20 protein-coding genes are annotated in these 23,169 nt (G+C 69.3%); 13 read left to right on the top strand and 7 right to left on the bottom strand.

Going from position 1 to position 23,169, the window contains the following annotated elements; all coding sequences use genetic code 11:
* The first annotated feature begins 141 nt into the window (after positions 1-141).
* Together J7357_RS01125 and J7357_RS01120 are read left to right on the top strand one after the other, a co-directional pair.
* Positions 142-1,920 (top strand): XVIPCD domain-containing protein, encoded by a 1,779-nt coding sequence (locus J7357_RS01125; protein WP_209244265.1) that lies wholly within the window; start codon positions 142-144, stop codon positions 1,918-1,920.
* Positions 1,921-2,021: 101 nt separating this feature from the next.
* Positions 2,022-2,942 carry a peptidylprolyl isomerase gene (locus tag J7357_RS01120; RefSeq protein WP_244667177.1) on the top strand — a complete coding sequence of 307 codons (921 nt, stop codon included), beginning with the start codon at positions 2,022-2,024 and terminating at the stop codon, positions 2,940-2,942.
* 30 nt (positions 2,943-2,972) lie between these two features.
* On the opposite strand, the gene J7357_RS01115 is transcribed toward J7357_RS01120, so the two are convergent.
* Positions 2,973-3,485 (bottom strand): DinB family protein, encoded by a 513-nt coding sequence (locus J7357_RS01115; RefSeq protein WP_209244264.1) that lies wholly within the window; start codon positions 3,483-3,485, stop codon positions 2,973-2,975.
* Positions 3,486-3,577: 92 nt separating this feature from the next.
* Positions 3,578-4,504, bottom strand: coding sequence for a DMT family transporter (locus J7357_RS01110; protein ID WP_244667176.1), 927 nt, complete (start codon positions 4,502-4,504; stop codon positions 3,578-3,580).
* 213 nt (positions 4,505-4,717) lie between these two features.
* Between J7357_RS01110 and J7357_RS01105 the strand changes: the two genes are divergently transcribed.
* Positions 4,718-5,659 (top strand): LysR substrate-binding domain-containing protein, encoded by a 942-nt coding sequence (locus J7357_RS01105; RefSeq protein WP_209244263.1) that lies wholly within the window; start codon positions 4,718-4,720, stop codon positions 5,657-5,659.
* A gap of 99 nt (positions 5,660-5,758) precedes the next feature.
* On the opposite strand, the gene J7357_RS01100 is transcribed toward J7357_RS01105, so the two are convergent.
* Positions 5,759-6,103, bottom strand: a complete 345-nt coding sequence (locus J7357_RS01100) for a hypothetical protein (RefSeq protein WP_209244262.1) — start codon at positions 6,101-6,103, stop codon at positions 5,759-5,761.
* Here J7357_RS01100 and J7357_RS01095 point away from each other — a divergent pair.
* The 5 genes from J7357_RS01095 to J7357_RS01075 all read left to right on the top strand — a co-directional run bounded on the left by J7357_RS01095 (position 6,102) and on the right by J7357_RS01075 (position 10,575).
* Positions 6,102-7,424, top strand: a complete 1,323-nt coding sequence (locus J7357_RS01095; RefSeq protein WP_244667175.1) for a histidine kinase — start codon at positions 6,102-6,104, stop codon at positions 7,422-7,424. The genes J7357_RS01100 and J7357_RS01095 overlap by 2 nt on opposite strands.
* Positions 7,421-8,200: a LytTR family DNA-binding domain-containing protein gene (locus J7357_RS01090; protein WP_209244261.1), complete on the top strand. Its 780-nt coding sequence runs from the start codon at positions 7,421-7,423 to the stop codon at positions 8,198-8,200. The genes J7357_RS01095 and J7357_RS01090 overlap by 4 nt, the downstream gene beginning before the upstream one ends.
* A 236-nt stretch (positions 8,201-8,436) precedes the next feature.
* Positions 8,437-8,751 carry a metalloregulator ArsR/SmtB family transcription factor gene (locus J7357_RS01085; RefSeq protein ID WP_209244260.1) on the top strand — a complete coding sequence of 105 codons (315 nt, stop codon included), beginning with the start codon at positions 8,437-8,439 and terminating at the stop codon, positions 8,749-8,751.
* Positions 8,752-8,781: 30 nt separating this feature from the next.
* The gene (locus tag J7357_RS01080) at positions 8,782-10,215 is read left to right on the top strand and encodes a DUF2867 domain-containing protein (protein ID WP_209244259.1); all 1,434 of its coding nucleotides are present in this window, start codon (positions 8,782-8,784) and stop codon (positions 10,213-10,215) included.
* A 66-nt stretch (positions 10,216-10,281) separates the two neighbouring features.
* Positions 10,282-10,575, top strand: a complete 294-nt coding sequence (locus tag J7357_RS01075) for a hypothetical protein (RefSeq protein WP_209244258.1) — start codon at positions 10,282-10,284, stop codon at positions 10,573-10,575.
* 376 nt (positions 10,576-10,951) lie between these two features.
* Here J7357_RS01075 and J7357_RS01070 read toward each other — a convergent pair whose 3' ends face one another.
* Positions 10,952-11,779: a DUF4349 domain-containing protein gene (locus J7357_RS01070; RefSeq protein ID WP_209244257.1), complete on the bottom strand. Its 828-nt coding sequence runs from the start codon at positions 11,777-11,779 to the stop codon at positions 10,952-10,954.
* Positions 11,780-12,000: 221 nt separating this feature from the next.
* On the opposite strand from J7357_RS01070, the gene J7357_RS01065 reads away from it, so the two are divergent.
* Entirely contained in the window at positions 12,001-13,815 is a 1,815-nt protein-coding gene (locus J7357_RS01065; RefSeq protein ID WP_209244256.1) for a DUF885 domain-containing protein, read from the top strand.
* 186 nt (positions 13,816-14,001) lie between these two features.
* On the opposite strand, the gene queA is transcribed toward J7357_RS01065, so the two are convergent.
* Both queA and J7357_RS01055 read right to left on the bottom strand, forming a co-directional pair.
* Positions 14,002-15,051, bottom strand: coding sequence for a tRNA preQ1(34) S-adenosylmethionine ribosyltransferase-isomerase QueA (gene queA / locus J7357_RS01060; protein WP_209244255.1), 1,050 nt, complete (start codon positions 15,049-15,051; stop codon positions 14,002-14,004).
* A 126-nt stretch (positions 15,052-15,177) separates the two neighbouring features.
* The gene (locus J7357_RS01055; RefSeq protein WP_010344072.1) at positions 15,178-15,609 is read right to left on the bottom strand and encodes an Lrp/AsnC family transcriptional regulator; all 432 of its coding nucleotides are present in this window, start codon (positions 15,607-15,609) and stop codon (positions 15,178-15,180) included.
* Positions 15,610-15,737: 128 nt separating this feature from the next.
* Between J7357_RS01055 and J7357_RS01050 the strand changes: the two genes are divergently transcribed.
* The 4 genes from J7357_RS01050 (at position 15,738) to J7357_RS01035 (ending at position 21,961) form a co-directional block, all read left to right on the top strand.
* Positions 15,738-17,234 carry an aminotransferase class III-fold pyridoxal phosphate-dependent enzyme gene (locus J7357_RS01050; RefSeq protein ID WP_209244254.1) on the top strand — a complete coding sequence of 499 codons (1,497 nt, stop codon included), beginning with the start codon at positions 15,738-15,740 and terminating at the stop codon, positions 17,232-17,234.
* 586 nt (positions 17,235-17,820) lie between these two features.
* Positions 17,821-20,115 carry a catecholate siderophore receptor Fiu gene (locus J7357_RS01045; protein WP_209244253.1) on the top strand — a complete coding sequence of 765 codons (2,295 nt, stop codon included), beginning with the start codon at positions 17,821-17,823 and terminating at the stop codon, positions 20,113-20,115.
* Between the two features lie 63 nt (positions 20,116-20,178).
* Positions 20,179-20,871 carry a Fe2+-dependent dioxygenase gene (locus tag J7357_RS01040; protein WP_209244252.1) on the top strand — a complete coding sequence of 231 codons (693 nt, stop codon included), beginning with the start codon at positions 20,179-20,181 and terminating at the stop codon, positions 20,869-20,871.
* A 169-nt stretch (positions 20,872-21,040) separates the two neighbouring features.
* Positions 21,041-21,961 (top strand): FAD:protein FMN transferase, encoded by a 921-nt coding sequence (locus tag J7357_RS01035; protein WP_209244868.1) that lies wholly within the window; start codon positions 21,041-21,043, stop codon positions 21,959-21,961.
* A 303-nt stretch (positions 21,962-22,264) separates the two neighbouring features.
* On the opposite strand, the gene xopAW is transcribed toward J7357_RS01035, so the two are convergent.
* On the bottom strand, positions 22,265-23,011 hold the full coding sequence (gene xopAW, locus J7357_RS01030; RefSeq protein ID WP_244667173.1) for a XopAW family type III secretion system calcium-binding effector: 747 nt from the start codon (positions 23,009-23,011) through the stop codon (positions 22,265-22,267).
* Positions 23,012-23,169: the final 158 nt, after the last annotated feature.

Here is a 23,169-nt window from a genome sequence, read left to right as displayed (position 1 = left end):
TAGTGCAGAGTTCGACATAGTCCCTGTGCCGTTGGTCATGTGCGCCGCCCTGCCCGGCGCTGCGGCGGCAAACGTTTCGACAACGTCGCGCTGGCTACACTGCGGGACCTTCCTTCGTGCATGCCATCCAGGAGGTCACGCATGAGTTCGACGCCCGCTACCCCACAGCCCGGGGAGGCCACCGAGGCCAGCTTCGCCAGTTCCGGCAACCAGTTCTCGACCGGCGCGTTCAAGCGCGATCCAGAGGCTGGTTCGGCCTCGGTCGAGTACAGCCGCACGGCCGCACAAGCCAAGTACGGCCCGCTGGAGTACGCGGCGGTACACACCGGCAAGGTCGGCGCCGGCCGCAAGGAAGAAGACGGCAAGACCGTGTTCAACGTCGAGATGGAGTTCACCCAGGGCCATCGCATCCAGGGCGACTTCAAGGCCGGGCGCCTGGCCGCCGACGGCAGCCTGACCCAGGCCACCGGCGAGCGTGGCCGCTACGAGGTCCGGCTGCGCGGCGAGGCCACGGCCGACGCCGCTGCGCGGGTGAACCCCTTCGACCCAGGCACCATCCCGGAAGGCGGCAGCGTCAAGCTCGACGGCCAGGTGTTCGCCAAGACCTCGATGGAGGCCGCGTTCCGCGGCATCGCTACGTCCAGCGAGCGCACCGACGCGGCCGGCATGAGCTATGCGGTGCAACGCGTGGATGCCGACCACGTGCGCGTCGCGGTCGGCCCGACCCAGGCGGTGGAGCGGCTGGAGGCCGTGGGCCTGAAGACCGACGTCGCCCAGGCCATGCTCGGCCGCCAGGATGCGCTGGGCCAGGCGACCATGCGCACCGCCACCTTCGACCTGCGCGAGCCGCAGGCGCAGGCCGCCTATCGCGATTTCCTGGCCAGCGGCCGACTCGCCGCAAACGCGCCAGGGGTCACCGACGTGCAGAAGGTCGACAGCCTGACCATGAGTTCGGAGACCCGCGCGCAACTCGGCCTGGGTCCGTTCAAGGCCGACCTGGGCGGCCAGCGCAACACTGGCGAGAACGTGCGCACCACCTATGCCGACGGCAGTTCCAGCGTGGTCGGCAAGGTGCAGTACGCCGGCAACGTGCCGATGACCCTGACCCGTCAGTTCGACCCGGCGGGCAAGGAGCGCGTGGACGAGCGCAGCTATCAGTTCACCTTCGACAAGGTCGACCACAACCAGGCGCAACTGCTCAACGCCGCGCTCACCGGCAAGGACACCGCCTCGGCCGATACGCCGATCGCGGCCGGCCAGAACGCCACCCTGCGCTTCTCCGAGCAGCAGATGGACGCGTTGCGCCAGCAGTACCAGCGCGCCGCCCAGGCCAGTCCGATGACCGCGCATGAGGCTGCCGAGTATGCAAAGCAGAGTCCGCAGGACTTCGCGATCGGCCTGGCGCGCAACCTGGGCAATTCCCAGTACGGGCTGAGCGAGCGCCTGTTCCACGTGTCCAGCAGCGCCGGCGGCACGCCGGGCGGCGACCTGGCGCGCATCGACGCGCAGGTCGACCGCGCCGACCCGCCATCACCGTCAGCGCCCACGCGCGCCACCCCGACCACCGGCGCCGCGCCCGATGCGCGCGCCTCCGCCGATCCGCAACAGCAGGCCATGCAGCAGGCGATCGAGCGCAAGCTCACGCCCTACGACGCCAACGTCGCGAGCGGCCTGCTGCTGGCGGCGCGGCGCGATGGCCTGACCCAGGTCGATCACGTCCTACGCAACGAGAACGGCCGCGTGTTCGCGGTGCAGGGCGACCCGATGTCCGCCGACAAGCGCGTGGCCTACGTGGACGCCGCGCAGGCGGCGACCATCCCGGCCGCCGAAAGCGCCAGGCAACTGGCCGCACTGCCCCCGACGCCGACCCAGGCGCCGGTGCAGGAGGCGCAGGAACCGCAGAAGCGCGCGCTGTCGTAAGCGGACCTGTCGTCGGCACGGCGATCGCGCCGTGCCGCCGGCGCATTGGCAGCGGCCACTGCTTCGGTGAGAATCGAGCGCTCACCGATCGGGCCGCCCTCATGCCGCTGCGCACTTCCCTGCTCGCCCTCGCGTTGTCGCTGTCCGCCTCCGCCGCATGGGCTGGGGCACCACCGCCGGCCGTGCCGTACCGCAGCCCGCAACAGATCCTCGACGCGTCCAAGCCCAGCGACTGGCGCACGCTGGATCCGGCCAACACGCTGTACCTGGAGCTGGACACCGGCCGGGTGATCATCGAGCTGGCACCCGCGTTCGCGCCGCAGCACGTCGGCAACATCCGTACCCTGGCCCACGAGCACTTCTGGGATGGCCTGAGCATCTACCGCTCGCAGGACAATTTCGTGGTGCAGTTCGGCGATCCCGATGGCGAGGAACCGGGCAAGGCCAAGTCGCTGGGCAGCGCCAAGACCCACCTGCCCGCCGAATTCCAGCGCCCGGCCGCGGGCCTGGCGTTCCAGCCCCTGCCCGACCGCGACGGCTGGGCGCCGCAGGTGGGCTTCGTCGACGGCTTTCCGGTGGCGCGCGATCCCAAGGACGGCACCGCCTGGCTGGCGCATTGCTACGGCACCGTGGGTGCCGGCCGCAACAACGACGAAGACAGCAGCATCGGCGCCGAACTGTACGTGGTCACCGGGCAGTCGCCGCGGCAACTGGACCGCAACATCACCGTGGTCGGCCGCGTGGTCAAGGGCATGGAACTGCTCAGCGTGATCCCACGCGGGCCGGACCCGATGGGCTTTTACGAAAAACCCGAGCAGCGCACGCCGATTCGCGCGATCCGCCTGGCCAGCGACGTGCCGGACGCCGAGCGTACCCCGCTGCAACTGCTGCGCACCGATAGCCGCACCTTCCGCGAGGTGGCCGAGGCGCGGCGCAACCGCCGCGACGATTTCTACAAGCGTCCGGCCGGGCACATCGACCTGTGCAACGTGCCGCTGCCGGTGCGTACGCCGCCGAAGTGACGCGTCATGCGCGCGCCGGGCGGCGCGCGCTCAGGCGCCGCCGACGCTGCGCCGCTGCGGCTGCTGCGCGTGCAGGAAGCGAGTGAACAGTTCGCGCGGCTGCTCCACGGCGCATTCGGTCAGCAGCATGGCGATGTTGCCGCGATGGAAGACGCCATGCGCGAGCACGTGGAACAGCATTTCCTGCCGGCTCATGCGGCCGGCATCGCCATCGGTGAAACGGAACGACAGCGTCTGCTGCAAGGCGGGCGCGTCGAGCCGGGCGACATAGTCGGCATACCAGCGGTCCGATTCGGCCACCGCCGCGCCCAGCACCTCAAGCTCCGGCGTCTGCGGCGTGTTGCTCGCGGTGTATGCGTGCGTGCCGCCGTCCAGGTGCGCGGCGAAGATCCGGTCCACCACGTAGGTGTGGTTCAACAGCCGGATCGCGCGCTGCCGCTGCGCCGGATACGCGACCGCATCGATCTGCTCCAGCGCCTGCAGCATCTCGGCGTTGGCCCAGGCCTTGAACGCGAACTGCGATGCGAGCAGGGAATCGGTCATTGCGTCGTTCTCCAGGCCAAGGGAATGTGCCGCACGGCAGGTGCGGCGCACACCAGCATCGGCATCCTCGCGCACGCCTGCAAGCTGCGCTGCTAGCGTGCGCGCTGGCTGAAGGCGACGCTGCCCAGGATCAGCATGCCCGCCAGGAGCATGGTCCAGGTCAGCGGCTCGCCGAGGATGGCCCAGGCCAGCAGCGCGCCGAACACCGGGACCAGGTAGGTCACCGTCGATGCGCGGGCCGGGCCGATGCGCTGGATCAGGCGGTAGTACATCAGGAACGCCAGCCCGGTGCAGAGCACGCCCAGGCCGCCGGCGCAGGCCCAGGCGGCGGCTGGCACCGGCGCGGCCGGCCAATGCGTCCACGCCAGCGGCGCCAGCAGCACCGCGCTGCAGCCCAGCGTGGACGCGGCGGCGGCAGCCGGCGGCAGGTCGCTCATGTGCCGCTTCACCAGGCTGTAGCCGATGCCGTACAGCAGCGAGGCGGTGGTGCCGGCCAGCGCGGCCGGGCCCACACTGATCCCGGCCGACTTGCCGGTGGCCAGCACCACGATCCCGGCGAAGCCGATCAACAGCGCCAGCGCGCGGCGCGTGCCGATCCTCTCACCGAAGAACAGGAAGGCGATCAACGCGGTGAACAGCACGGTCATCGCATTGCATATCGCACCGATCGCGGCCGGCGCGTGTTGCGCGCCCCAGGCGAACAACAGGAACGGCAGCGCGGAGTTGAGCAAGCCGATCGCCGCCAGGGTGGGCCAGCGCCGCAGCGGGAAGCGCGCCCGTGCCAGCCACAGGAACGGCAGCAGCACCGCCGCGCCCAGCGCCAGGCGCAGTTCCACCAGCGCATACGCGCCGAATTGCGGCGCGGCCACGCGCATGAACAGGAACGAGCAGCCCCACACAACGCCGAGGAACCCCAGCTCCAGCGGCGTGCGCCAGTCGCGCGGTACTGCAGGGTCGGACACGGGCGTGGGAGAGGCCGAGGCGATGGCCGGCTGCAGGGAGGGTTCGGCGGTAGGCATGGAGGAGGCTCGCGGTCGATCGGCAACGCGCCGCAGCGCTCGTGCGACGCCACGCATCCGCTGTCGGCGGCGGATGCCGGTCGGCGCCTCTGCACCGACCTCGCATCGCCCCGGGCCGCGCATGTCGTGTTCGGCTGCCAGCATCGCCCCGCGCCGTGGGGCCGACAAGCGCGTAGTATCGTCCCAAGCCACAAATCTGCCGCGTGTCTGACCGTGCAACTGCGCCCGTCCCTGCTGCCCGCGCTTGGCGTGTTCGCCGCCGCGGCGCGCCACCAGAACTTCGCCCATGCCGCGGAGGAACTGCATCTCACTGCCAGTGCGGTCAGCCACCATGTGCGCCGCCTGGAAGCCCTGCTCGGCGCCACGCTGTTCCAGCGCCACGCGCGCGGAGTCAAGCTGACCGCCGAAGGCCGGCAACTGGCAGATGCCGCCAGCGCGGCGCTGGCCGACATCGCCGCGGTGGCCGGCAACCTGCATCCGCAGGCCGACACCGCGCCGCTGCGCATCACCACGCTGCGCTCGCTCTCGTACTGCTGGCTGCTGCCGCGCCTGCCGCGCTTCTGCCAGGCCTACCCGCACGTGCGCCTGGACATCCAGACCGATGCGGCGTTCTCGCGCTTCGAGGAGGGCGGCCCGGATCTGGGCATCCGCTACGGCCAGGGCGCCTGGCCGGGCCTGACCTCGCACCACCTGATGGACGATGCGTTGTTTCCGGTGGCCTCGCCGGCCCTGCCGCAACTGGCGACGTTGCACCGGCCCGAACAGATCGCACAGTTGCCGCTGCTCACCGACATGTCGCCGCAGGGCTGGCGCGACTGGTTCCGCGCCGCCGGCGTGCGCGGCCTGGCCCTGCCGCCGATGCACACCTTCAACGACAGCACCGACGCGATGCGCGCGGCGGTCTACGGCGTGGGCGCGGTGCTGGCGCGCAAGCACATCGCCCAGCCCTACCTGCAACGCTACGAACTGGTGCGCCTGCCCGGGCCGGCGCTGACCGCGCGCTATTCCTACTACATCGTGCATCCCACCCACCGCCTGCTCAGCCCGGCCGCCAGCCACTTCGTCGACTGGCTCAAGCGCGAGGCGCTGGACGAACGCACGCCGCTGCCGGCGCTGCCGGCGGAACTGCTCGGGTTGCCGCCGAAGATCAGTTAGCTCCCCTGGTCATATGCGTTCCTAGACGCGGCTTCAGGGCTCCTCCAATAGCCACAGAACGTCATGTGCAGGAGCGACGACATGTCCCGCTGAGCCGCGCTATTCAAGGCGCGGCAGCGGCCGGATGCGCACGCGGTGCGCGCAGACGTCCACATCCGGATACAGCATCGAACGTCCATTGCGAAAGGTGAAGCGAAGATCGTAGCGGCAGGCCTTACCTGCGAGCGGAAAGGTCGCTGCGTCGCCGCCGCCTCGCAACGGCGCGCCGAGCGCGACGTCACGGAACGCTCCAGTACCCGGCGCAGCGACCGCCAGCGCTGTCAGCGCGTCATAGGCGCGGTTGCTCAGTTCCAGATAGCGAACCGGCTCGGCGGCGGCAGCCGGTGCGGTCGCGAGCGACAGGGAAAGGGACAGGGTCAAGGCAAGGATGCGGATCGAGTGCATGACGGAATCTCCGATGGGAAGGATTCGCCAGCCGCCAGGGGAGCAGATTCCCTCGTGGCTGGCGTGCCCATCAGGCCGCGTGGCCGCACGGCTGCAAATCGATTCGGGACGAATCGTCGCCAGTGCACTCCCAATCGTAGTGCGCGCGCGCCGGCGCTTTGCAGGGCATGCCGCTGCGCCTAGGATGCCCTCGTCACCCCTCGACCACCCCTGGATGAACGTCCGACTCGGCAATACCGAAATCAGCCTGTCGCGCTATCTCGCGCTGTGGACGCTGGTGGCCATGGTGTTCATGCTCCAGAACATCATCAACAACGGTGCGCCTGCCGGCAGGTGGCCTCTGGAGGTGCTCATCCGATGGTCGCTGATCCAGTGGTACAGCTGGGCACTCCTGGCGCCCACCGTCTTCCGGCTCGCCGAACGCTTCCCTGTCCGCGGCGCCCAGCGCTTCCATGGACTTGGCGCGCAGGCGGTCGCCAGCCTGTGCGTGACGTTTGCCGCGATGGTCATCGGCGCGCTGTTCTCCACCCTGTTTGAGCCCAGCGGTTTCGCTGAACAACTGGGGTATTTCCTGGAGCAGCACTTCGCCATCGGGTTGCTGACCTACTGGACCTTGTTCGCGATCCAGCAAGCGCTGCACTTCCACGCCGAGAAGGCCCGGCGCGAGGTGGAAGCCAGCCGTCTGGCCGCCGAACTCGCGCAGTCGCGCCTGCAAGCGCTGAAGAGCCAGCTGCAACCGCACTTCCTGTTCAACACGCTGCATGCCATCGTCACCCTGCTGGACGAAGACACCGTCGCCGCCGAGGACATGCTGCTGCGGTTGAGCGAACTGCTGCGCGCGTTCCTGGAAGAATACGACGGCCAGGAAATCACCCTGGAACGCGAACTGGCCCTGATCGATCTGTATCTCGGCATCCAGCGCAAACGGTATGGCGACCGCCTGAGCACGCAGATCTATGTCGCCCCCGGCACCCTGCACTGCGCGGTGCCCAGCCTGATCCTGCAACCGCTGGTGGAGAATGCGATCCGCCATGGCATCGGCCAGCGTGTCGGCAGCGACCGCATCGAGATCGAAAGCCGGCGCGAAGGCGAAACGCTGTCCATCGAAGTACGCAACGGCAACAGCACGCTGGAGGAGAACAGCAATGCGGCCGGACACGGCATCGGTTTCTCCAATACCCGCCTGCGGCTGAAGGAACTCTACGGCGACAACGCCGACATCCGGCTCGACATGCTCTATCCGCAAGGAGTCGCCTGCCGCATCCGGCTGCCGTTCCGCGAACTGGACGCCGAGGAAGCACCGGAGCACGTGGTCGCATGAACTTCACCGCGCTGGTGATCGACGACGAGCCGATCGCACGCCACGCCATCGTGCGGCTGCTGCGCGCCGATCCGGACATCGAACTGCTCGGCGAATGCGGCGATGGCGCCTCTGCGGTGATCGCGATCCGCAGCCAGTCGCCCGACCTGGTGTTCCTGGACATCCAGATGCCGGCCATGACCGGCATGGACGTCCTGGCCACGATCGGGGCGGCCAACATGCCGGCGACGATCTTCGTCACCGCCTACGAGCAATACGCGGTCCGTGCATTCGAGGCCAATGCGGTGGACTACCTGGTCAAACCCTTCAGCCGCGAACGCTTCGCCGAGACATTGCAGCGCGCGAAGCGGCGCATGTCTGCCGGCAGCGGCCTTGCTTCCGCTGCCGAGGCCCGCATTCTGCAGACCCTGGATGCCCTGCGCCAGCGCGACGACTACCTGCAACGGATTCCGGTGCGCGTCGACGAAGCGGTGGTGCTGGTCGCGGTAGAGGACATCGTCTGGATCAAAGCCAGTCGCAACACGGTGCTGATCCACCTGGCCGACCGTACCCATGAGCTGCGCGAGACCATGGCCACGCTGGCCGCGCGGCTGGACCCGCGCCACTTCGCCCGCGTGCATCGCTCGGCGATCATCAACCTGCGCCGGGTCAGGGCGATCCACCCCTGGTTCAACGGCCACCACGTGGTCACCATGGATACGGGACAGCAATTGCGCATGAGCCGCTACCAGCACGAAGCCTTCCTGCGCCTGGTGACGACACGCAAGGAAAGCTGAGCGAAACGCGGGTGCTGCGCCCGTCACTTCTTGCAACACGGTGGCGTTCTTCATGGATGACGAACGCTCTTGGAGGAAACCGCGTCATGCCACAGCGCGCCCATTCGCGGCCGAGCGCTGCAACCACGATGCATCGTATGCAACGCCACCGCTGGATCGGCGGCGCCGCTTCGGCACTTGACAGACGCCCGGCAACACGTCATTAATTAACTAATTCGTTAATTAGATAAACCCCAATGTCCGTCGATCGCGTCTTCGAAGCTCTCGCCTCGCGGCCACGCCGCGAGATCCTCGCCTACCTGTCCGCGCAGGAACTCAGCGCAGGCGAGATCGGGCAGCGTTTCGCGATGAGCGCGCCGGCGATCTCACGGCACCTGTCGGTGCTGGAAGCGGCCGGACTGGTGACGAGCGAGCGCCGCGGCCAGTTCGTGGTGTACCGGCTCACCCCCGACAACCTGGTCAACACGCTCAGCGGGTTTGCCTTCGAAATCTGCCCCAGCGCCGGCCCGCTCAAGCGCGAGTCGCGCCGGCAGGCCAAGCGCACCGCCTGATCCTTCCACCACGGCAACAGGAGTCCGCCGATGACCGCCGCACCGCTCAGCGAACACGCCGCCGCGCAAACCGGATTTCCCTCGGTGCGCCTGCCCTCCTACAGCGGCGGCCTGCCGGTGGAGGTCATCCTGATCGCCCAGCTCGGTGTCGGCGCCGGCGATCCGCTGATCGCCCAGGCCTGCCTGCGGCAGCGCGCGCATCCGCAATTCCGGGACGCCCTGGACGAACCCTCGGCACGCCTGGCCGGCACCGATTTCGGCAGCGGCGAGTCCACCGCGCTGTACTCGTTCGCGGTCGGCAGCGGTGGCCATCCGTTCCATTGCCATGCCGGGCATCGCATGTTCACCGCGATCACCGGCAGCGGCGGCGCGCTGCTGCGTTTCAGCACTGCCTCGCCGGCGCAGCTGGCGCAGGATCCGCAACATTTCCTCGCCGCGCTGCGCCATGTCGAATTGCCCGCCGACTGCCTGTTCAGCGTGCGCTTCGGCGGCGGCACCTGGCACCAGTTCGCGCCGCTGCGCGCGCAGTCCGAGCACCCGGCGTTCTTTGCCCTGTCCTGCCACAGCGACGAAGCCGGCGGCGCGCTGGCCGACGTCGTGCGCGCGCAGGTGCTGGCCGGCACCGCCGACATCGCCACCCTCACCGAACTGCTGCCGGCCCCGGTGGCGGAGCTGCTGGCGTCGCCACAAGCGCAGGCGCTGCCCGTACCGACCGTGCGACTGTCGCTGGCGGCCTCGCCTGGCAGCCGTCGCCTGGCATGGTGTGCCGGTCTACGCGCCCTCAGCGGACGCCTGCGACAGCGGCTGGGCGCATGGCGGCATCCGGCCGGCTTCGCCGCGCTGGCGCCACGCTTGCCTCGCGCGCGGGTGACGCCGCAATTGCTGCCCGGCTCCCTGCTCGAACAGCAACTGCCCACGCACCATCATCAGGACAGCGTGCGGCTGGAGGTACCGGCGCAGGCGCTGCGGCCGCTGGGCGCGCACGCGCTGATGGCGGCGTTGCTGGACGGCTTCCTGCAGCACCCGCCGCGTGGCGTGACCTGGCTGATGCGCCTGCGCAACGTGCTGGTGGCGCCGCTGCGGCTGCGCACCTCGCCGCTGGGCTGTCCGGTGTCCTCGCTGCTGTCGCCGCAGCGCGAGCAACTGTTCGCCGGGCGCTTCCCGGTGCTGGCGCAGGATTCATCAGCGCAGGCGCGGCGCGTGCAGGTGCTGCTCGGTGCCGACGACCGCCACCTGGTGTTCCGCAGTTGCGTCGGCGTGACGCTGCGCGACGACGGCAGCGCCGAGCTGAGCCTGGAGACGCGCGTGGCCTGCCGCAATCGCTTCGGCCACCTGTACATGGCGCTGATCGCTGCCGCGCATCGCCGCTACATCGCCCCGACCATGCTGCGCGCGGCCGCCGAGGCGCTGCTGCTGCCGGTGGCCGAGCATGCCGGCCCGGACGTGGTGGCAACGGTGCGCTGAGCGCGTCATCACCCCGCCTTAGCCGATGCCTGCCTAGCCTGCGCCTTCCCCCAAAGAGGAAGGCCCATGCCCCAGGTCCGCATCCGCATCACTGGCAGCGAGGACGACGCCCGCGCCATCATCAACCTGCTGTCGAGCCTGGACGGCATCGAACACGTCGAGGAAATCGACGACCTGATGCCGCACATGGACGACGACGATTCCAGCTCCGCCGGCCTGCCCGACGACCAGGGCCCGGGCACCCACGAAGTGGAAGTGGACGCCGGCAACGCCGCCACCGCGCAGAAGGTGCGCGAGGCGGTGGAAGCGCTGGCGTTCGAGCTGGACGTGGTCGTGGAGTTCGAGCAGGACGAAGGCTGAGGCCTGCATCCGGGGCGTTGCGCCGCGTGGCGCTGCGTCCTGGATGCCTATTGCCAGCATCCTTGCTTTGCAGCGGCGCGCGCCGTGCCTCAGGCACCCGACTTCAAGGCGTCGGGACTGAAGTCCCTCCCACAGTGCAGCCAGCCAATGTATCGCGAGCCCCAGCAGGAGTCGTTTTGCTGTCGCTCAAGCTTGGGTGTCAGACGAGAAGAACGGCAGGAGCGGCTCCAGCCGCGACCCGCAACCCCTCATCGTCCACGGCTGCTGGACGACGTGCCACCGTTCCGTCGGCAACGCGTGGCAACACTGCGCTCACGCATCACCTCCATCCGTGCCCGCCCGACCCCGTCGGACGGGAACCGCCTCTTCCGCTTCGCTAGGCCGAACGGCGCCGACGCCGGCGCCAGGCGATCAGCCGCCACAGCGCATAGCCGAGCAGCACGAACGGGGCCAGCCCCACCACCGCGCGAATCGCCCAGGCGATCGATCCGGCGAAGATTTCGCCGCTGTCGTGCAGCGCCTCGCCGATGTCGCTGCGGCTCCGCTCGGCGGTCGGCGCCGAGAACGTCAGGGTCACCCGCTGCGTATCCAGGCGCCGGCGCTGCTGCGCGGCTTCCTGGCTGGTGGCGAGCAGTTGCGTCTCCACCGCGGCCAGCTTCTCCGACAGCGCGATCATGTCGGCCACGCTGAGATCGCGGCGCTGCTGGAACTCCTGCAGGCGCCGCTGCTCGGCCTGCAGGCGCTGGCGCTGCGCGTCGTTGTCCTGCACCGCCTGCGCCAGGTCCTCGGCGTGGGTGGTACGGCTCTCGATCTGGCCGCCCTGGCCCGCCTGCGCGATCAACGGCTCGACCCCGGTGGGCGCGATCCGCACGCTGAGTTCGCCGCGCGGCCGCTCGCCGCCGCGCTGTTCGACCTGCAACACCGTGCACGCGCCGAAACTGGATTTCAGGCAGCTTTCCTGGAGTTGTTTGAGGCGTGCGGGAATCTGCGCCACCGGCAATGCCACATCGACCTCGTGCTCATAGGCCAGGGACGGCATGGCGAAAGCGCCGGGACTCGGCGGCGGCGCTGCGACGGCGGCCTCTGCCGCCTGCGCTGCGGCCTCGGCGGCACTGGCCGCGCTACTGGCGGCATCGGCGGAATAGAGATGGGCGGCCGGCAGCGCCGCGCTCTCGCCGCCGCGGCTGCAGGCAGCGATCGACACCGCCAGCGCCAGGGAAGCGCCCCAGCGACACCAGCGCCGACGCGCAGGCGCTACGACATCGAGCGTGCCAGCCGCTGCTGCGACATGGCCATGATGGCGACGTCCCTTGTCCTGCATTGCGGTGCTCCTGAATGGCGAAGGCGTCCAGGGTAATCCAATGGCAGGGGCGCCGGCAGCACGGCGCGGCTACCCTGGTGGATCGACCCACTCCAGGAACCCCGATGCGCAAGCACCTGCTCGCCGCCGCCCTGCTCGCCGCCCTCGCCGGCTGCCAGAAACCCGCCGACGCGCCCGCCGCCAGCAACGCAGCCCCCGGCCAGGCCGCGGCCGCGCCCGATGCAGCCGCCGACGCCAGCTTCGCCGCGCTGTCCAAGCGCGCCGTCGACACCTGGATGCAGCTCTCCCCGGTCGGCGCCACGCAGACCGGCGACCATCGCTACGACAGCGAACTGGACGACCTCAGCGCCGCCGGCCGGCAGAAGAGCCTGGACGCGAGCAAGCAGTTGCTGGCCGAACTGGACAAGCTCGACGTGGCCAAGCTCTCGCGCGAGAACCAGGTGGACGCGGCGATCCTGCGCAACCAGTTGCAGTCGGACATCTGGAACAGCGAGGTGGCACAAGGCTGGGCGACCGATCCGCAGGTCTACAACGGCCTGGCCGGCGGCGCGATCTACGGACTGATGGCGCGCGAGTTCGCGCCGCTGCCGGAGCGGCTGAAGTCGGCCACCGCGCGCATGGAGAAGATCCCGGCGCTGTTCGCGCAGGCGCGCGCCAACCTCGACCCGGCCCGCGTGTCGGAGATCAGCGCCAGGACCGTGGCCAAGCAGAACCGCGGCATCCTCAGCATCGTCGACAGCTTCATCGTCCCGCACATCCAGGAACTGCCGCAGGCCGACGCGCAGCGCCTGCAGGCGGCGATCGAGGGCCTGAAGAAGGCCGTGGCCGAACAGCAGACCTGGCTGGACCAGACCCTGGTGCCCAACGCCAAGGGCGACTTCCGCCTCGGCGCGGAGAAGTACGACCAGAAGCTGAAGTTCGCGCTCAATTCCTCGCTGTCGCGCGCCGAGATCAAGCAGCGCGCCGAGGCCGAGCTCACGCGCGTGCGCCAGGACATGTACGGCATCGCCCGCACCGTGCTCAAGGACAAACCCGGCGCGCCGGCGCTGGTGGATGCGCCAAGCGACGAACAGCAGCAGAAGGCGATCGAGGCGGCGCTGGAGCTGGCCTATGCGCAGCATCCGGCGCGCGACAAGGTGGTCGAGGCCGCCAAGGCCTCGCTGGCCGATGCCACCGACTTCGTGCGCAAGAAGGATCTGGTGACCCTGCCCGACGCGCCGGTGGACATCATCCTGATGCCCGAATTCCAGCGCGGCGTGGCGGTGGCGTACTGCGATTCGCCCGGTCCGCTGGACAAGAACCTGAAGACCTTCTACGCGGTGTCGCCGATTCCCGACGACTGGACCGCGCAGCAGGCCGACTCGTTCCTGCGCGAATACAACAGCCGCATGATCCACCTGCTGAGCATCCATGAGGGCGTGCCCGGGCATTACGTGGAAGGCTGGCATTCGGCCAAGTTCCCGTCCACGCTGCGCGGCGTGCTGCGCTCGGGCGTGTTCGCCGAAGGCTGGGCGGTGTACACCGAGCGGATGATGCAGGAGCAGGGCTACCTGGACAACGATCCGCTGTTCCACCTGGTGCAGCTGAAGTTCTACCTGCGCAGCATCGCCAACGCCCTGCTCGACCAGGGCGTGCACGTGGACGGCTGGAGCAAGGAACAGGCGCTGCACCTGATGGTCCACGACACCTTCCAGCAGCAGAGCGAGGCCGAGGGCAAGTGGGTGCGCGCGCAGTTGACCTCGGCGCAGCTGCCGACCTACTTCGTCGGCGTGCAGGAGCACCTGGATCTGCGCAAGGCGATGCAGGACAAGCTCGGCGACAAGTTCAACCTCAAGGCCTACCACGACCAGGTGCTGTCCTACGGCGCGCCGCCGGTGCGGTTCGTGCGCGAACTGATGCTGGACGAGCCGATCAAGTAGTCGGGATTGGGGAGTGGAGATTCGGGACTGGCAAGAGCACCTGGGTCCCTCGGCAACGTCCCCAGTGCAGGGCGTTGCCGGCTTTGAAGCATGGCGTTTCGCGCTGTGGATGCGCGGTTCGCGCAGCGGGGCATGCATGCAGGTCATGCCACACCCGCTGCGCGTGATCGCGACGCACCCTGCGAATCAGACAGCGCGCTCTGCCGACGTCTCGCTGCTCCACAGCAGCATCGCGTCGCCGTAGCTGAAGAAGCGGTAGCGTTGGGCGATGGCGTGGCGGTAGGCGGCGAAGATGCGGTCGCGGCCGGCGAAGGCCGAGACCATCATCAGCAGCGTGCTCTCGGGCAGATGGAAGTTGGTCACCATCGCGTCGACACTGCGGATGCGGTAGCCGGGCAGGATGAAGATCTGCGTCTCGCCAGCGAACGGATGCAGTTCGCCGTCCTTGGAGGCGCTCTCCAGCGCGCGCACCACCGTGGTCCCGACCGCGATCACGCGGCCGCCGGCCGCACGCGTGCGCCGTACCTGCTCGACCAGGCTGGCACCGACGTTGAGCCACTCGCGGTGCATCTGGTGCTGCTCCAGCGCTTCCACCCGCACCGGCTGGAAGGTGCCGGCGCCCACATGCAGGGTCACGTGCCCGACCTCGACTCCGCGCTGCTGCAGCGCCTGCAGCAGTGGCGCGTCGAAATGCAGCCCGGCGGTCGGCGCGGCGACCGCACCGGCCTCGCGCGCGAACACGGTCTGGTAGCGCTCGCGGTCGTCCAGGCCCGGCTCGCGGCGGATGTACGGCGGCAACGGCAAGCGTCCTGCCTGCTGCAGCCAGTGTTCCAGCGCGCCGTCCACATGGAACTGCAACTGGTAGAACTCGCCATCGCGGCCCAGCACCTCGGCCTCGCCGCCGGCATCCAGGGCGATGCGTGCGCCGGCCTTGGGCGACTTGCTCACGCCCAGTTGCGCCCGTGCGCGCTGGCCGCCGAGCAGCCGCTCGATCAGGATCTCGACCCGCCCGCCGGTGCTCTTCTGCCCGAACAGCCGCGCCGGGATCACCCGCGTGTCGTTGAAGATCAGCAGATCGCCGGCACGCAGCAACTCGGGCAGGTCGCGCACATGCCGATCGGCGAAGGGTGCCGGCGCCGGCGGCACCAGCAGCAGCCGGCTGGCCGAGCGCTCGGCCAGCGGCTCCTGCGCGATCAGGTCTTCAGGCAGGTCGTAGTGGAAATCGGACTTTTTCAAGGCGCCGTGGGGAGATCGGGAATGGGGCCAAGCATTGTAGCGGCGCCGGGATTGGGGATTCGGGATTGGGGATTCGTTGAAGCAAAAGCGGGATCGCGCTCTTGCCAATCCCCAAATCCCGGCCTCTCACCGCTCGAACTTGGTGGACAGAATGATCGACGAAGTGGTGCGCTCCACCCCGTCCAGCGCGCCGATGCGGTCGGTCAGTTCGTCCATGTCGTTGACGCCCGGCACCACGCCGAGCGCGATCAGGTCGAAGGAGCCGCTGACCGAATGCAGCACGCGCACCGCATCGATCTCGCGCAACGCCTTGACCACCGAGGTCATCTTCTTCGGCAGCACGGTGATCAGGATGTGCGCGCGGATGTGGCCCTGTTCGTAGTCGTCGCGGGTGCGCACGGTGTAGCCGCAGATCACCCCCTCGCGCTCCAGCCGCTCGATCCGGCTCTGCACGGTGGTACGCGACAGACCGAGGCGGCGGGCGATCTGGGCGGTGGAGGCGCGCGCATCCTCGCGCAGCAGCGACAGCAGGGCGTCGTCGGAGGCGGTGATCTTCATGACCGGCGATTTTCGTCGAATCGACGAAATCGCGTCAATTCCTGCACGGATTCACGCTGCCATTCGACGATCCTGTCCCGATAATAGACAGGATCGTCACCAGACAGCCCGCCTTCAGGAGATCGCCCATGACCGTACTCGGCCCCCTCGCCCCGCTCCGTGCCCATGCCGGCGACCGCCTGACCCATGGCCTGGACGACGCCAGCATCGAACGCCTGGCGGCCTCGCATCCGGCGCTGCGCGCGGCGATCGAGGCGGCGGGCGACGACTACGCGCGCATCGCTGCCGAATTCGGCGAATTGCTGGAACTGGACGAAGCCGAGCAGATCCGCCACCTGCAGGCCGGGTTCGTCAATTTCTACGCCGACGACGCGGTGACCCCCTACGTGGCGCTGAGCGCGCGCGGCCCGTGGGTGGTCACGCTCAAGGGCGCCGTTCTGTACGACGCCGGCGGCTACGGCATGCTCGGCTTCGGCCACACCCCGGAAGCGGTGCTGGAGGCGATGGCGCGGCCGCAGGTGATGGCCAACGTGATGACCCCCAACCTGTCGCAATTGCGCTTCGAGCGCGCCCTGCGCGCAGAGATCGGCCACCGCCGCGGCGGCTGTCCGTATGCCCGCTTCATGTGCCTCAACTCCGGTTCCGAAGCGGTGGGCCTGGCCGCGCGCATCGTCGACATCAACGCCAAGCTGCAGACCGATCCGGGCGCGCGCCACGCCGGCGCCAAGATCAAGCGGCTGGTGGTCAAGGGCAGCTTCCACGGCCGCACCGACCGGCCCGGCATGTATTCCGACTCCAGCCGCAAGACCTATCTGCAGCACCTGGCCAGCTACCGCGGCGACGATGCGCTGATCGCCATCGCGCCCTACGACGTGGAGGCGCTGCGCCGCGCCTTCGCCGAGGCCGAGCAGCACAATTGCTTCATCGAGGCGGTGTTCCTGGAGCCGGTGATGGGCGAAGGCGACCCCGGCCGCGCGCTGCCGCCGGCGTTCTACGCCGCCGCGCGCGAACTGACCCGCAACCACGGCAGCCTGCTGCTGGTCGACTCGATCCAGGCCGGCCTGCGCGCGCACGGCGTGCTGTCGGTGGTGGACTATCCCGGCTTCGAGCAACTCGACGTGCCGGACCTGGAAACCTATTCGAAGGCGCTCAACGCCGCGCAGTACCCGCTGTCGGTGCTGGCGGTGACCGAGCACGCGGCGCAGGTGTATCGCAAGGGCACCTACGGCAACACCATGACCAGCAACCCGCGCGCGCTGGACGTGGCCACCGCGACCCTGGCGCAACTGACCCCGCAGGTACGCGCCAACATCCGCGAGCGCGGCGCCGAGGCGGTGCAGAAGCTGGAGAAGCTCAAGGCCGAGCTCGGCGGCGCCATCACCCAGGTGCAGGGCACCGGCCTGCTGTTCTCCTGCGCGCTGGCCCCGCAGTACAAGTGCTACGGCGCCGGCTCCACCGAGGAGTGGCTGCGCCAGCACGGCGTCAACGTGATCCACGGCGGCGAGAATTCGCTGCGCTTCACCCCGCACTTCGCGATGGACAGCGAAGAGCTCGACCTGCTGGTCGGGCTGATCGGCCGCGCCCTGCGCGAAGGCCCGCGCCTGGCCCAGGCCGCGGCAGCCTGAAGCCTGCGCGTGCGGCGCCGCAGGACGGCGCCGCACGCGGTCCATCCCAAGCGCTCAGGCGCATGCTGCCACCTGCACGGCCGGCGTGCAGCGGCCTAAAGACTGGTCGCCGGCACTGACACCCCCTGGTGACGCGCAAGATGGTCCACGACCTGTTCCGTCGCCGCAGCGTCCCGCAGCGACGATTCCGCCGCCTGCCGCGATAGCCTCCAGGCAGCATCGGCCGCCTGACGCCCACGCACCTCTCCCGTTTGCCCGGGACGTTCCCACATCCGCAGCGCCGTGCCTCACAGGCGCCCGGCGGCACGCGCCACAGCACCCACGCCCCGTCCTCGCGCAGGCCTAGCCCCTTGGCCGCTGTGTCCGCGTGGTCTGGCAACGTCCGGGATCCGAGCAGTACCGGACCGGCAGCGATGACAAAGATATTGCAAACAATTCGCATTTGCATGGAAAATGAACGCCCTGCCTGCAGCGCATCCGCGGCAGACACCCCTTCGGCCAACGGCCCGACCGAGCCGTCGTCGCTCCCAGCAAGGACGACGGCGCACGCGATCGGGCCGCCCTTCATCCTGCCACCGAACCGCCCATGACCTCTCCGATCAAGCGCCGCAAACACACCGTGACCCGCCAGGCCGCCGCACCGACCCTCAGCACCGCCGTGCTGCTCGGCGGGCTGAGCCTGCTCTCCCCCGCGCATGCGGAGACCGGCGACCAGCCCACCACCCTGGACAAGGTCGACGTGCAGGCGCAGCGCGCCAAGCGCTACCTGGTGGAGGCGCCGGACTCGCCGAAGTTCACCCAGCCGCTGATCGACACCCCGCAGACCCTCAACATCATCGGCAAGGACCTGTTCAACGAACAGGGCGCCACCACCCTCACCGAAGCGCTGCGCAACAGCCCGGGCGTGGGCACGTTCTACGTCGGCGAGAACGGCAACACCAGCACCGGCGATGCGATCTACATGCGCGGTTTCGACAGCTCCAGCAGCATCTTCGTCGACGGGCTGCGCGACCTCGGTTCGATCTCGCGCGACGTGTTCAACATCGAGCAGATCGAGGTCGAGAAAGGCCCGGCCGGCACCGACAACGGCCGCAGTGCGCCGACCGGCGCGATCAACCTGGTCAGCAAGCAGGCGCACCTGGACAACGCCAGCAGCGCCACGCTGTCCGGCGGCGACCATGGCCAGCGCCGCGCGACCGCGGACTGGAACCAGGCCCTGGGCGCCAGCAGCGCGCTGCGGGTCAACGTGATGGGCCAGGACAGCGACGCCATCGGCCGCGACCATGTCGCCAACAAGCGCTGGGGCCTGGCCTCGTCGCTGGCGTTCGGCCTGGGCACCGACACGCGCTACCTGCTCGACCTGCTGTATGTGAAGCAGGACAACGTCCCCGATGGCGGCGTGCCGACCATCGGCCTGCCCGGCTACAGTTCGCCGGATCCCACACGGCCGTGGCTCGGCAGCGCGGCGCGCGTGGATAGCCGCAACTTCTACGGCACCCGCGCCGACCACGACGACGTGACCGCGAAGATGGCCACCTTCCGCATCGAGCACGACGTCTCCGACACGGTCAAGCTGACCAACACCGCGCGCTGGGGCCGCAACGAACAGGATTACCTGCTGTTCGCGTTCATGCCCAACGCCGCCAACCTGCGCACGCCGAATCCGGCCGATGCATCGACCTGGACGGTGCTGCGCAGCCTGCCGACCTTCAAGGACCAGCAGTACACCATCCTCGCCGACCAGTTGAACCTGCGCGTGGACTTCGCCACCGGTGCGGTACGGCACACCCTCAGCACCGGCGTGGAAGCCTCGCGCGAGGAACTGCGCAGCTGGGGCCACAACCTCGTCGACCGCGCCGCCTGGCTGGCGGCCAATCCGGCCAACCTGTATGCGCCGGACTGGAACACCACGCCACTGCGCTCCGCGCGCAATGGCGCGCGCAGCCACGGCACCACCACCACCTACTCGGCCTACGCCTTCGACACGCTGAAGTTCGGCGAGAGTTTCCTGGTCACCGCCGGGGTGCGCGCGGACCGCTACAAGACCGACTTCGACAGCCTGGTGTGCACCTCCGCCACCTCCACCGCCGCGCCCTGCACCACCGTGGTCGGCCTGGACACCGACATCGCCGACACGTTGTTCAGCTGGAAACTCGGCGCGGTCTACAAGGCCAACGAGGACGTGAGCGTGTACGCCAACTTCGCCACCTCGCAGCAGCCGCCCGGCGGCAGCACGCTGGAACTGAGCGCCTCGGCCAACAACGCCAACAATCCGCGCTTCGATCCGCAGAAGGCCAAGACCGCCGAAGTCGGCACGAAGTGGAATTTCCTCGACGATGCGCTGTTCGCGACGCTGGCGCTGTTCCGCACCGACGTGAACAACGAGATCGTGCAGGGCAGCGACGGGCTGTACTACCAGAGCGGCGCAAAGCGCGTGCAAGGCATCGAGCTGTCGGCGGTCGGCAAGCTGACCGAGCGCTGGTCCGTGTCCAGCGGCTACACCAAGCTGGATGCGCGGGTGCGGCAAGGCACGACAGTTTCGCAGGACGGCAGCCAGGATCTCGCCTATACCCCGGACAGCGCGTTCACCGCCTGGACCACCTACACCCTGCCGTTCGGGCTGACCGTCGGCGGCGGCGTGCGCTACTCGGGCGAGATGCAGCGCGGCCGCGACAGCGCGGTCGGCACGCCGGCGTTCGTGAAGTCATACACGGTGTGGGACGCGGTGCTGAGCTACCCAGTCAACGACCACCTGGCGCTGCGCCTGAACGCCTACAACCTGTTCGACAAGGACTACGTCGCCGCGATCAACAAGAGCGGCTTCCGCTACACACCCGGCGCGCCACGCTCGGTGCTGCTGACCGCCGAGGTCCGGTTCTGACCGACCGCGCCTGCCAATGCGCGGTGGACGCCCTATCCTGGGCGTCCACCACCGGAGCGCCGCATGCTGTTGCACATTCCCGACATCCTCAGCGCCGATGAGGTCGCACGGTTCCGCCAGGCACTGGAGACCGCCGACTGGGTGGACGGCCGCGAAACCGTCGGCACGCAGGGCGCGCAGGTCAAGCGCAACCTGCAACTGGCCGATGCCTCGCCGCTGAAGCAGGAACTCGGCCAGGCAGTGCTGAGCGCGCTGGCGCGCAGCCCGCTGTACTTCGCCGCGGCGCTGCCGCTGCGCACCATCCCACCGCGCTTCAATCGCTATGCCGGCGGTGGCAGCTACGGCCTGCACGTCGATGGCGCGGTGATGACCCAGGCCGCCACCGCCGCGCAGCCGGCGCTGACCGTGCGCAGCGACCTGTCCTGCACGCTGTTCCTCAGTGCGCCGGAGGAGTACGAAGGCGGCGAACTGCTGATCCACGACACCTACGGCGAGCACGAGGTCAAGCTGCCCGCCGGCGACCTGATCCTGTATCCGTCCAGCAGCCTGCACCGGGTCGCGCCGGTGGCGCGCGGCGCGCGGCTGGCCTCGTTCTTCTGGGTGCAGAGCCTGGTACGCGACGCCGCCCGCCGGCAGACCCTGTTCGACCTGGACACCGCGATCCAGGCGCTGACCGCCAGCGGCGCGGACGCAGCGGCGCTGCTGCGCCTGACCAACGTCTACCACAACCTGCTGCGCGACTGGTCGGAGACCTGAGCGTGCGCGGCCACGCGGACGCGGCCCGCACCGCCAACGTGGGTTCGCGCAGCGCCGGGTGCGGGCGTCCGGGCAATACACCATTGCACGTGGTCGACGCGTGAGCCGCCCAGACTCACCCGCCGCATCCCGCCCCAATGCCGGAATCGCCACCCTGCACGGCCGCAGCATGGGCACGCACTGGAGCGCCAGACTGGTCGCACCGCGCGAGCATGACCTACCGACGCTGCGCGACGCGATCCAGGCCCGGCTCGATCTGGTGGTCGCGCAGATGAGCACCTGGGACGCGCAGTCTGATCTCGTCCGCTACAACCGCGCCGACGCCGACAGCTGGCACGCCTTGCCGGCCGCGTTGGACACGGTGCTGCGCTGCGCGCTGGAGGTGGCGCAGCGCAGCGACGGCGCCTTCGACCCCACCATCGGCGCCGTGGTCGGCCTGTGGGGGTTCGGCGCCGAGGCCGGCGATCGACGGGTGCCGGGCGCCGCGGCACTGCAACAGGCCCGCGCCGCCGGCGACTGGCACCGGCTGCACGTCGACGGCGCTGGCCGCTGGCAGCAGCCGGGCGGGCTGCAGTTGGATCTGTCGGCGATCGCCAAGGGCTACGGTGTCGACCTGGCGGCGGCGGCACTGCGTGCGCATGGCGTGGACAGCGCATTGGTCGAGGTCGGCGGCGACCTCTACGGCTACGGTCGCAAGCCGGATGGTCAGGCGTGGCGCGTGCTGATCGAGGCTGCGCCTGCAGAGGAACGGCGCGGCGACGTGGCGCCACGCGCGCTCGCGGTCGATGGCCTGGCGGTGGCCACGTCCGGCGATCGCTGGCACCACTTCGAGCAGGACGGCCGCCGCTACGGACACCTGCTGGACCCGCGCAGCGGCCGCCCGATCGCCGCGACGCTGGCCGCGGTCACGGTGGCGGCTGCCGATGCGATGCGCGCCGACGCCTGGGCCACGGCATTGGGCGTGCTTGGGGTCGAGGCCGGACTGGCCTGCGCCGAGCGCGAGGGGCTGGCAGTGCGCTTCCTGCTGCGCCACGCCGGCGGTGTGCGGGAACGGCTCAGCAGCGCCTTCGCCGCATTGCGCGACGCATGAGCGTGCGCCGCTCGCGGTGGCCGCTTTCGTGCGGGCACGCTGAACCCCGCTGCCTGCCGTCGCTGCCTGCAGTGACGCCCCGACCACACCGATCGCATCCCACCACCATTGCGCGATGCTCGAAGGCGTGATCGCGCAACATCGGGTACAGCGCAGGCAGCGCACAGTGTTGGGCCGTCGCATGCGGGCCGGATGCGCATATGGCGGGAGGCGTGGCAGCGATTCCCGCCTTGCGCCGCGCGCGGCGCGGGGACGCGTCGCGCGCCGATGGCCACGGTCCGCCGCGAAGGCGGACCGTCGCGGTTACGCGGCGACCGAGAACGAGGTCGACGCGCTGGCGTTGCTGCCGTAGCTGCGATACTGGTCCGACGCCAACTTGAGCAGCAATGCGTAGGCATCCTGCGCGCTGCTGGTACTGGAGGCGGAGCTGGAATCGGAACTGCTGGCAGAACTGGAACTCGAACTGCTGGTGGCGCTGGCATCGGCACTGCTTGCACCGGCACCGGCACCGCCCTCGCCACCCCGCGGCGGCGGCGGCCCCATCGGGCGCATGCCGCTCTTCAGTTCCTGCAGGCTGATGCCGCCGTCCTTGTCGCTGTCGAGCTTGGCGAACAGGTCGCTGCTGTCGCTGCCATTGGCGGCGGCGCTCAGTTCCTTGCTGCTGATGACGCCGTCGCCATCGGTATCCAGGCTGCTCAGGATCGACTTGGCGTCCTTGTCGGCACCGCCCTGCGGCGGCGGCGGCGGCGCCAGGGCCTGGGAGAACTCGCTCTCGCTGACGGTACCGCCACCGTCCTGGTCCAGCATGCTCATCAGGCCATCGATGTCGATGCTGGAACTGCTGTCGCTCTCGCTGGACTTCAGCGCCGCGCTCAGCTCGGAACTGCTGAGGCTGCCGTCATTGTCGCTGTCGATGCTCTTGAACAACTTCTGGAGCGGATTCTGCTCCGCGGTTTGCGTGGTTTGCGTCGTCTGTGCGGACGCACTGCTGGCCGTACTGAAGCGGCTGGCAGCATAGGCCGAACTGCCACTGCTGATGCTGCTGATCATGCGAACCCCCTAGTGTCATGAAGTGCAGTCGTGGAATGCAGCGATCGCTGCGGTCATGGCTGCTCCGACGGGTCAACCCGACATCGGCAGTGTCGAGGCATGGCTTGTCAGCAAGATATCGGCTTTGTATCAGAACTGAAACACACGCTGAATTCACA

Source organism: Xanthomonas sp. D-109, from assembly GCF_017746095.1.
Taxonomy (GTDB): domain Bacteria; phylum Pseudomonadota; class Gammaproteobacteria; order Xanthomonadales; family Xanthomonadaceae; genus Xanthomonas_A; species Xanthomonas_A sacchari.
The sequence above is the reverse complement of the archived record's forward strand: the minus strand, read 5'-3'. Positions and strand labels throughout refer to the sequence as shown.

Coding starts and splice junctions, on each gene's coding strand:
- J7357_RS01125 (WP_209244265.1), top strand. CDS start 142: ATGAGTTCGACGCCCGCTACCCCACAGCCCGGGGAGGCCACCGAGGCC.
- J7357_RS01120 (WP_244667177.1), top strand. CDS start 2,022: ATGCCGCTGCGCACTTCCCTGCTCGCCCTCGCGTTGTCGCTGTCCGCC.
- J7357_RS01115 (WP_209244264.1), bottom strand. CDS start 3,485: ATGACCGATTCCCTGCTCGCATCGCAGTTCGCGTTCAAGGCCTGGGCC.
- J7357_RS01110 (WP_244667176.1), bottom strand. CDS start 4,504: ATGCCTACCGCCGAACCCTCCCTGCAGCCGGCCATCGCCTCGGCCTCT.
- J7357_RS01095 (WP_244667175.1), top strand. CDS start 6,102: ATGACGGAATCTCCGATGGGAAGGATTCGCCAGCCGCCAGGGGAGCAG.
- J7357_RS01100 (WP_209244262.1), bottom strand. CDS start 6,103: ATGCACTCGATCCGCATCCTTGCCTTGACCCTGTCCCTTTCCCTGTCG.
- J7357_RS01090 (WP_209244261.1), top strand. CDS start 7,421: ATGAACTTCACCGCGCTGGTGATCGACGACGAGCCGATCGCACGCCAC.
- J7357_RS01085 (WP_209244260.1), top strand. CDS start 8,437: ATGTCCGTCGATCGCGTCTTCGAAGCTCTCGCCTCGCGGCCACGCCGC.
- J7357_RS01080 (WP_209244259.1), top strand. CDS start 8,782: ATGACCGCCGCACCGCTCAGCGAACACGCCGCCGCGCAAACCGGATTT.
- J7357_RS01075 (WP_209244258.1), top strand. CDS start 10,282: ATGCCCCAGGTCCGCATCCGCATCACTGGCAGCGAGGACGACGCCCGC.
- J7357_RS01065 (WP_209244256.1), top strand. CDS start 12,001: ATGCGCAAGCACCTGCTCGCCGCCGCCCTGCTCGCCGCCCTCGCCGGC.
- J7357_RS01055 (WP_010344072.1), bottom strand. CDS start 15,609: ATGAAGATCACCGCCTCCGACGACGCCCTGCTGTCGCTGCTGCGCGAG.
- J7357_RS01050 (WP_209244254.1), top strand. CDS start 15,738: ATGACCGTACTCGGCCCCCTCGCCCCGCTCCGTGCCCATGCCGGCGAC.
- J7357_RS01045 (WP_209244253.1), top strand. CDS start 17,821: ATGACCTCTCCGATCAAGCGCCGCAAACACACCGTGACCCGCCAGGCC.
- J7357_RS01040 (WP_209244252.1), top strand. CDS start 20,179: ATGCTGTTGCACATTCCCGACATCCTCAGCGCCGATGAGGTCGCACGG.
- J7357_RS01035 (WP_209244868.1), top strand. CDS start 21,041: ATGGGCACGCACTGGAGCGCCAGACTGGTCGCACCGCGCGAGCATGAC.
- xopAW (WP_244667173.1), bottom strand. CDS start 23,011: ATGATCAGCAGCATCAGCAGTGGCAGTTCGGCCTATGCTGCCAGCCGC.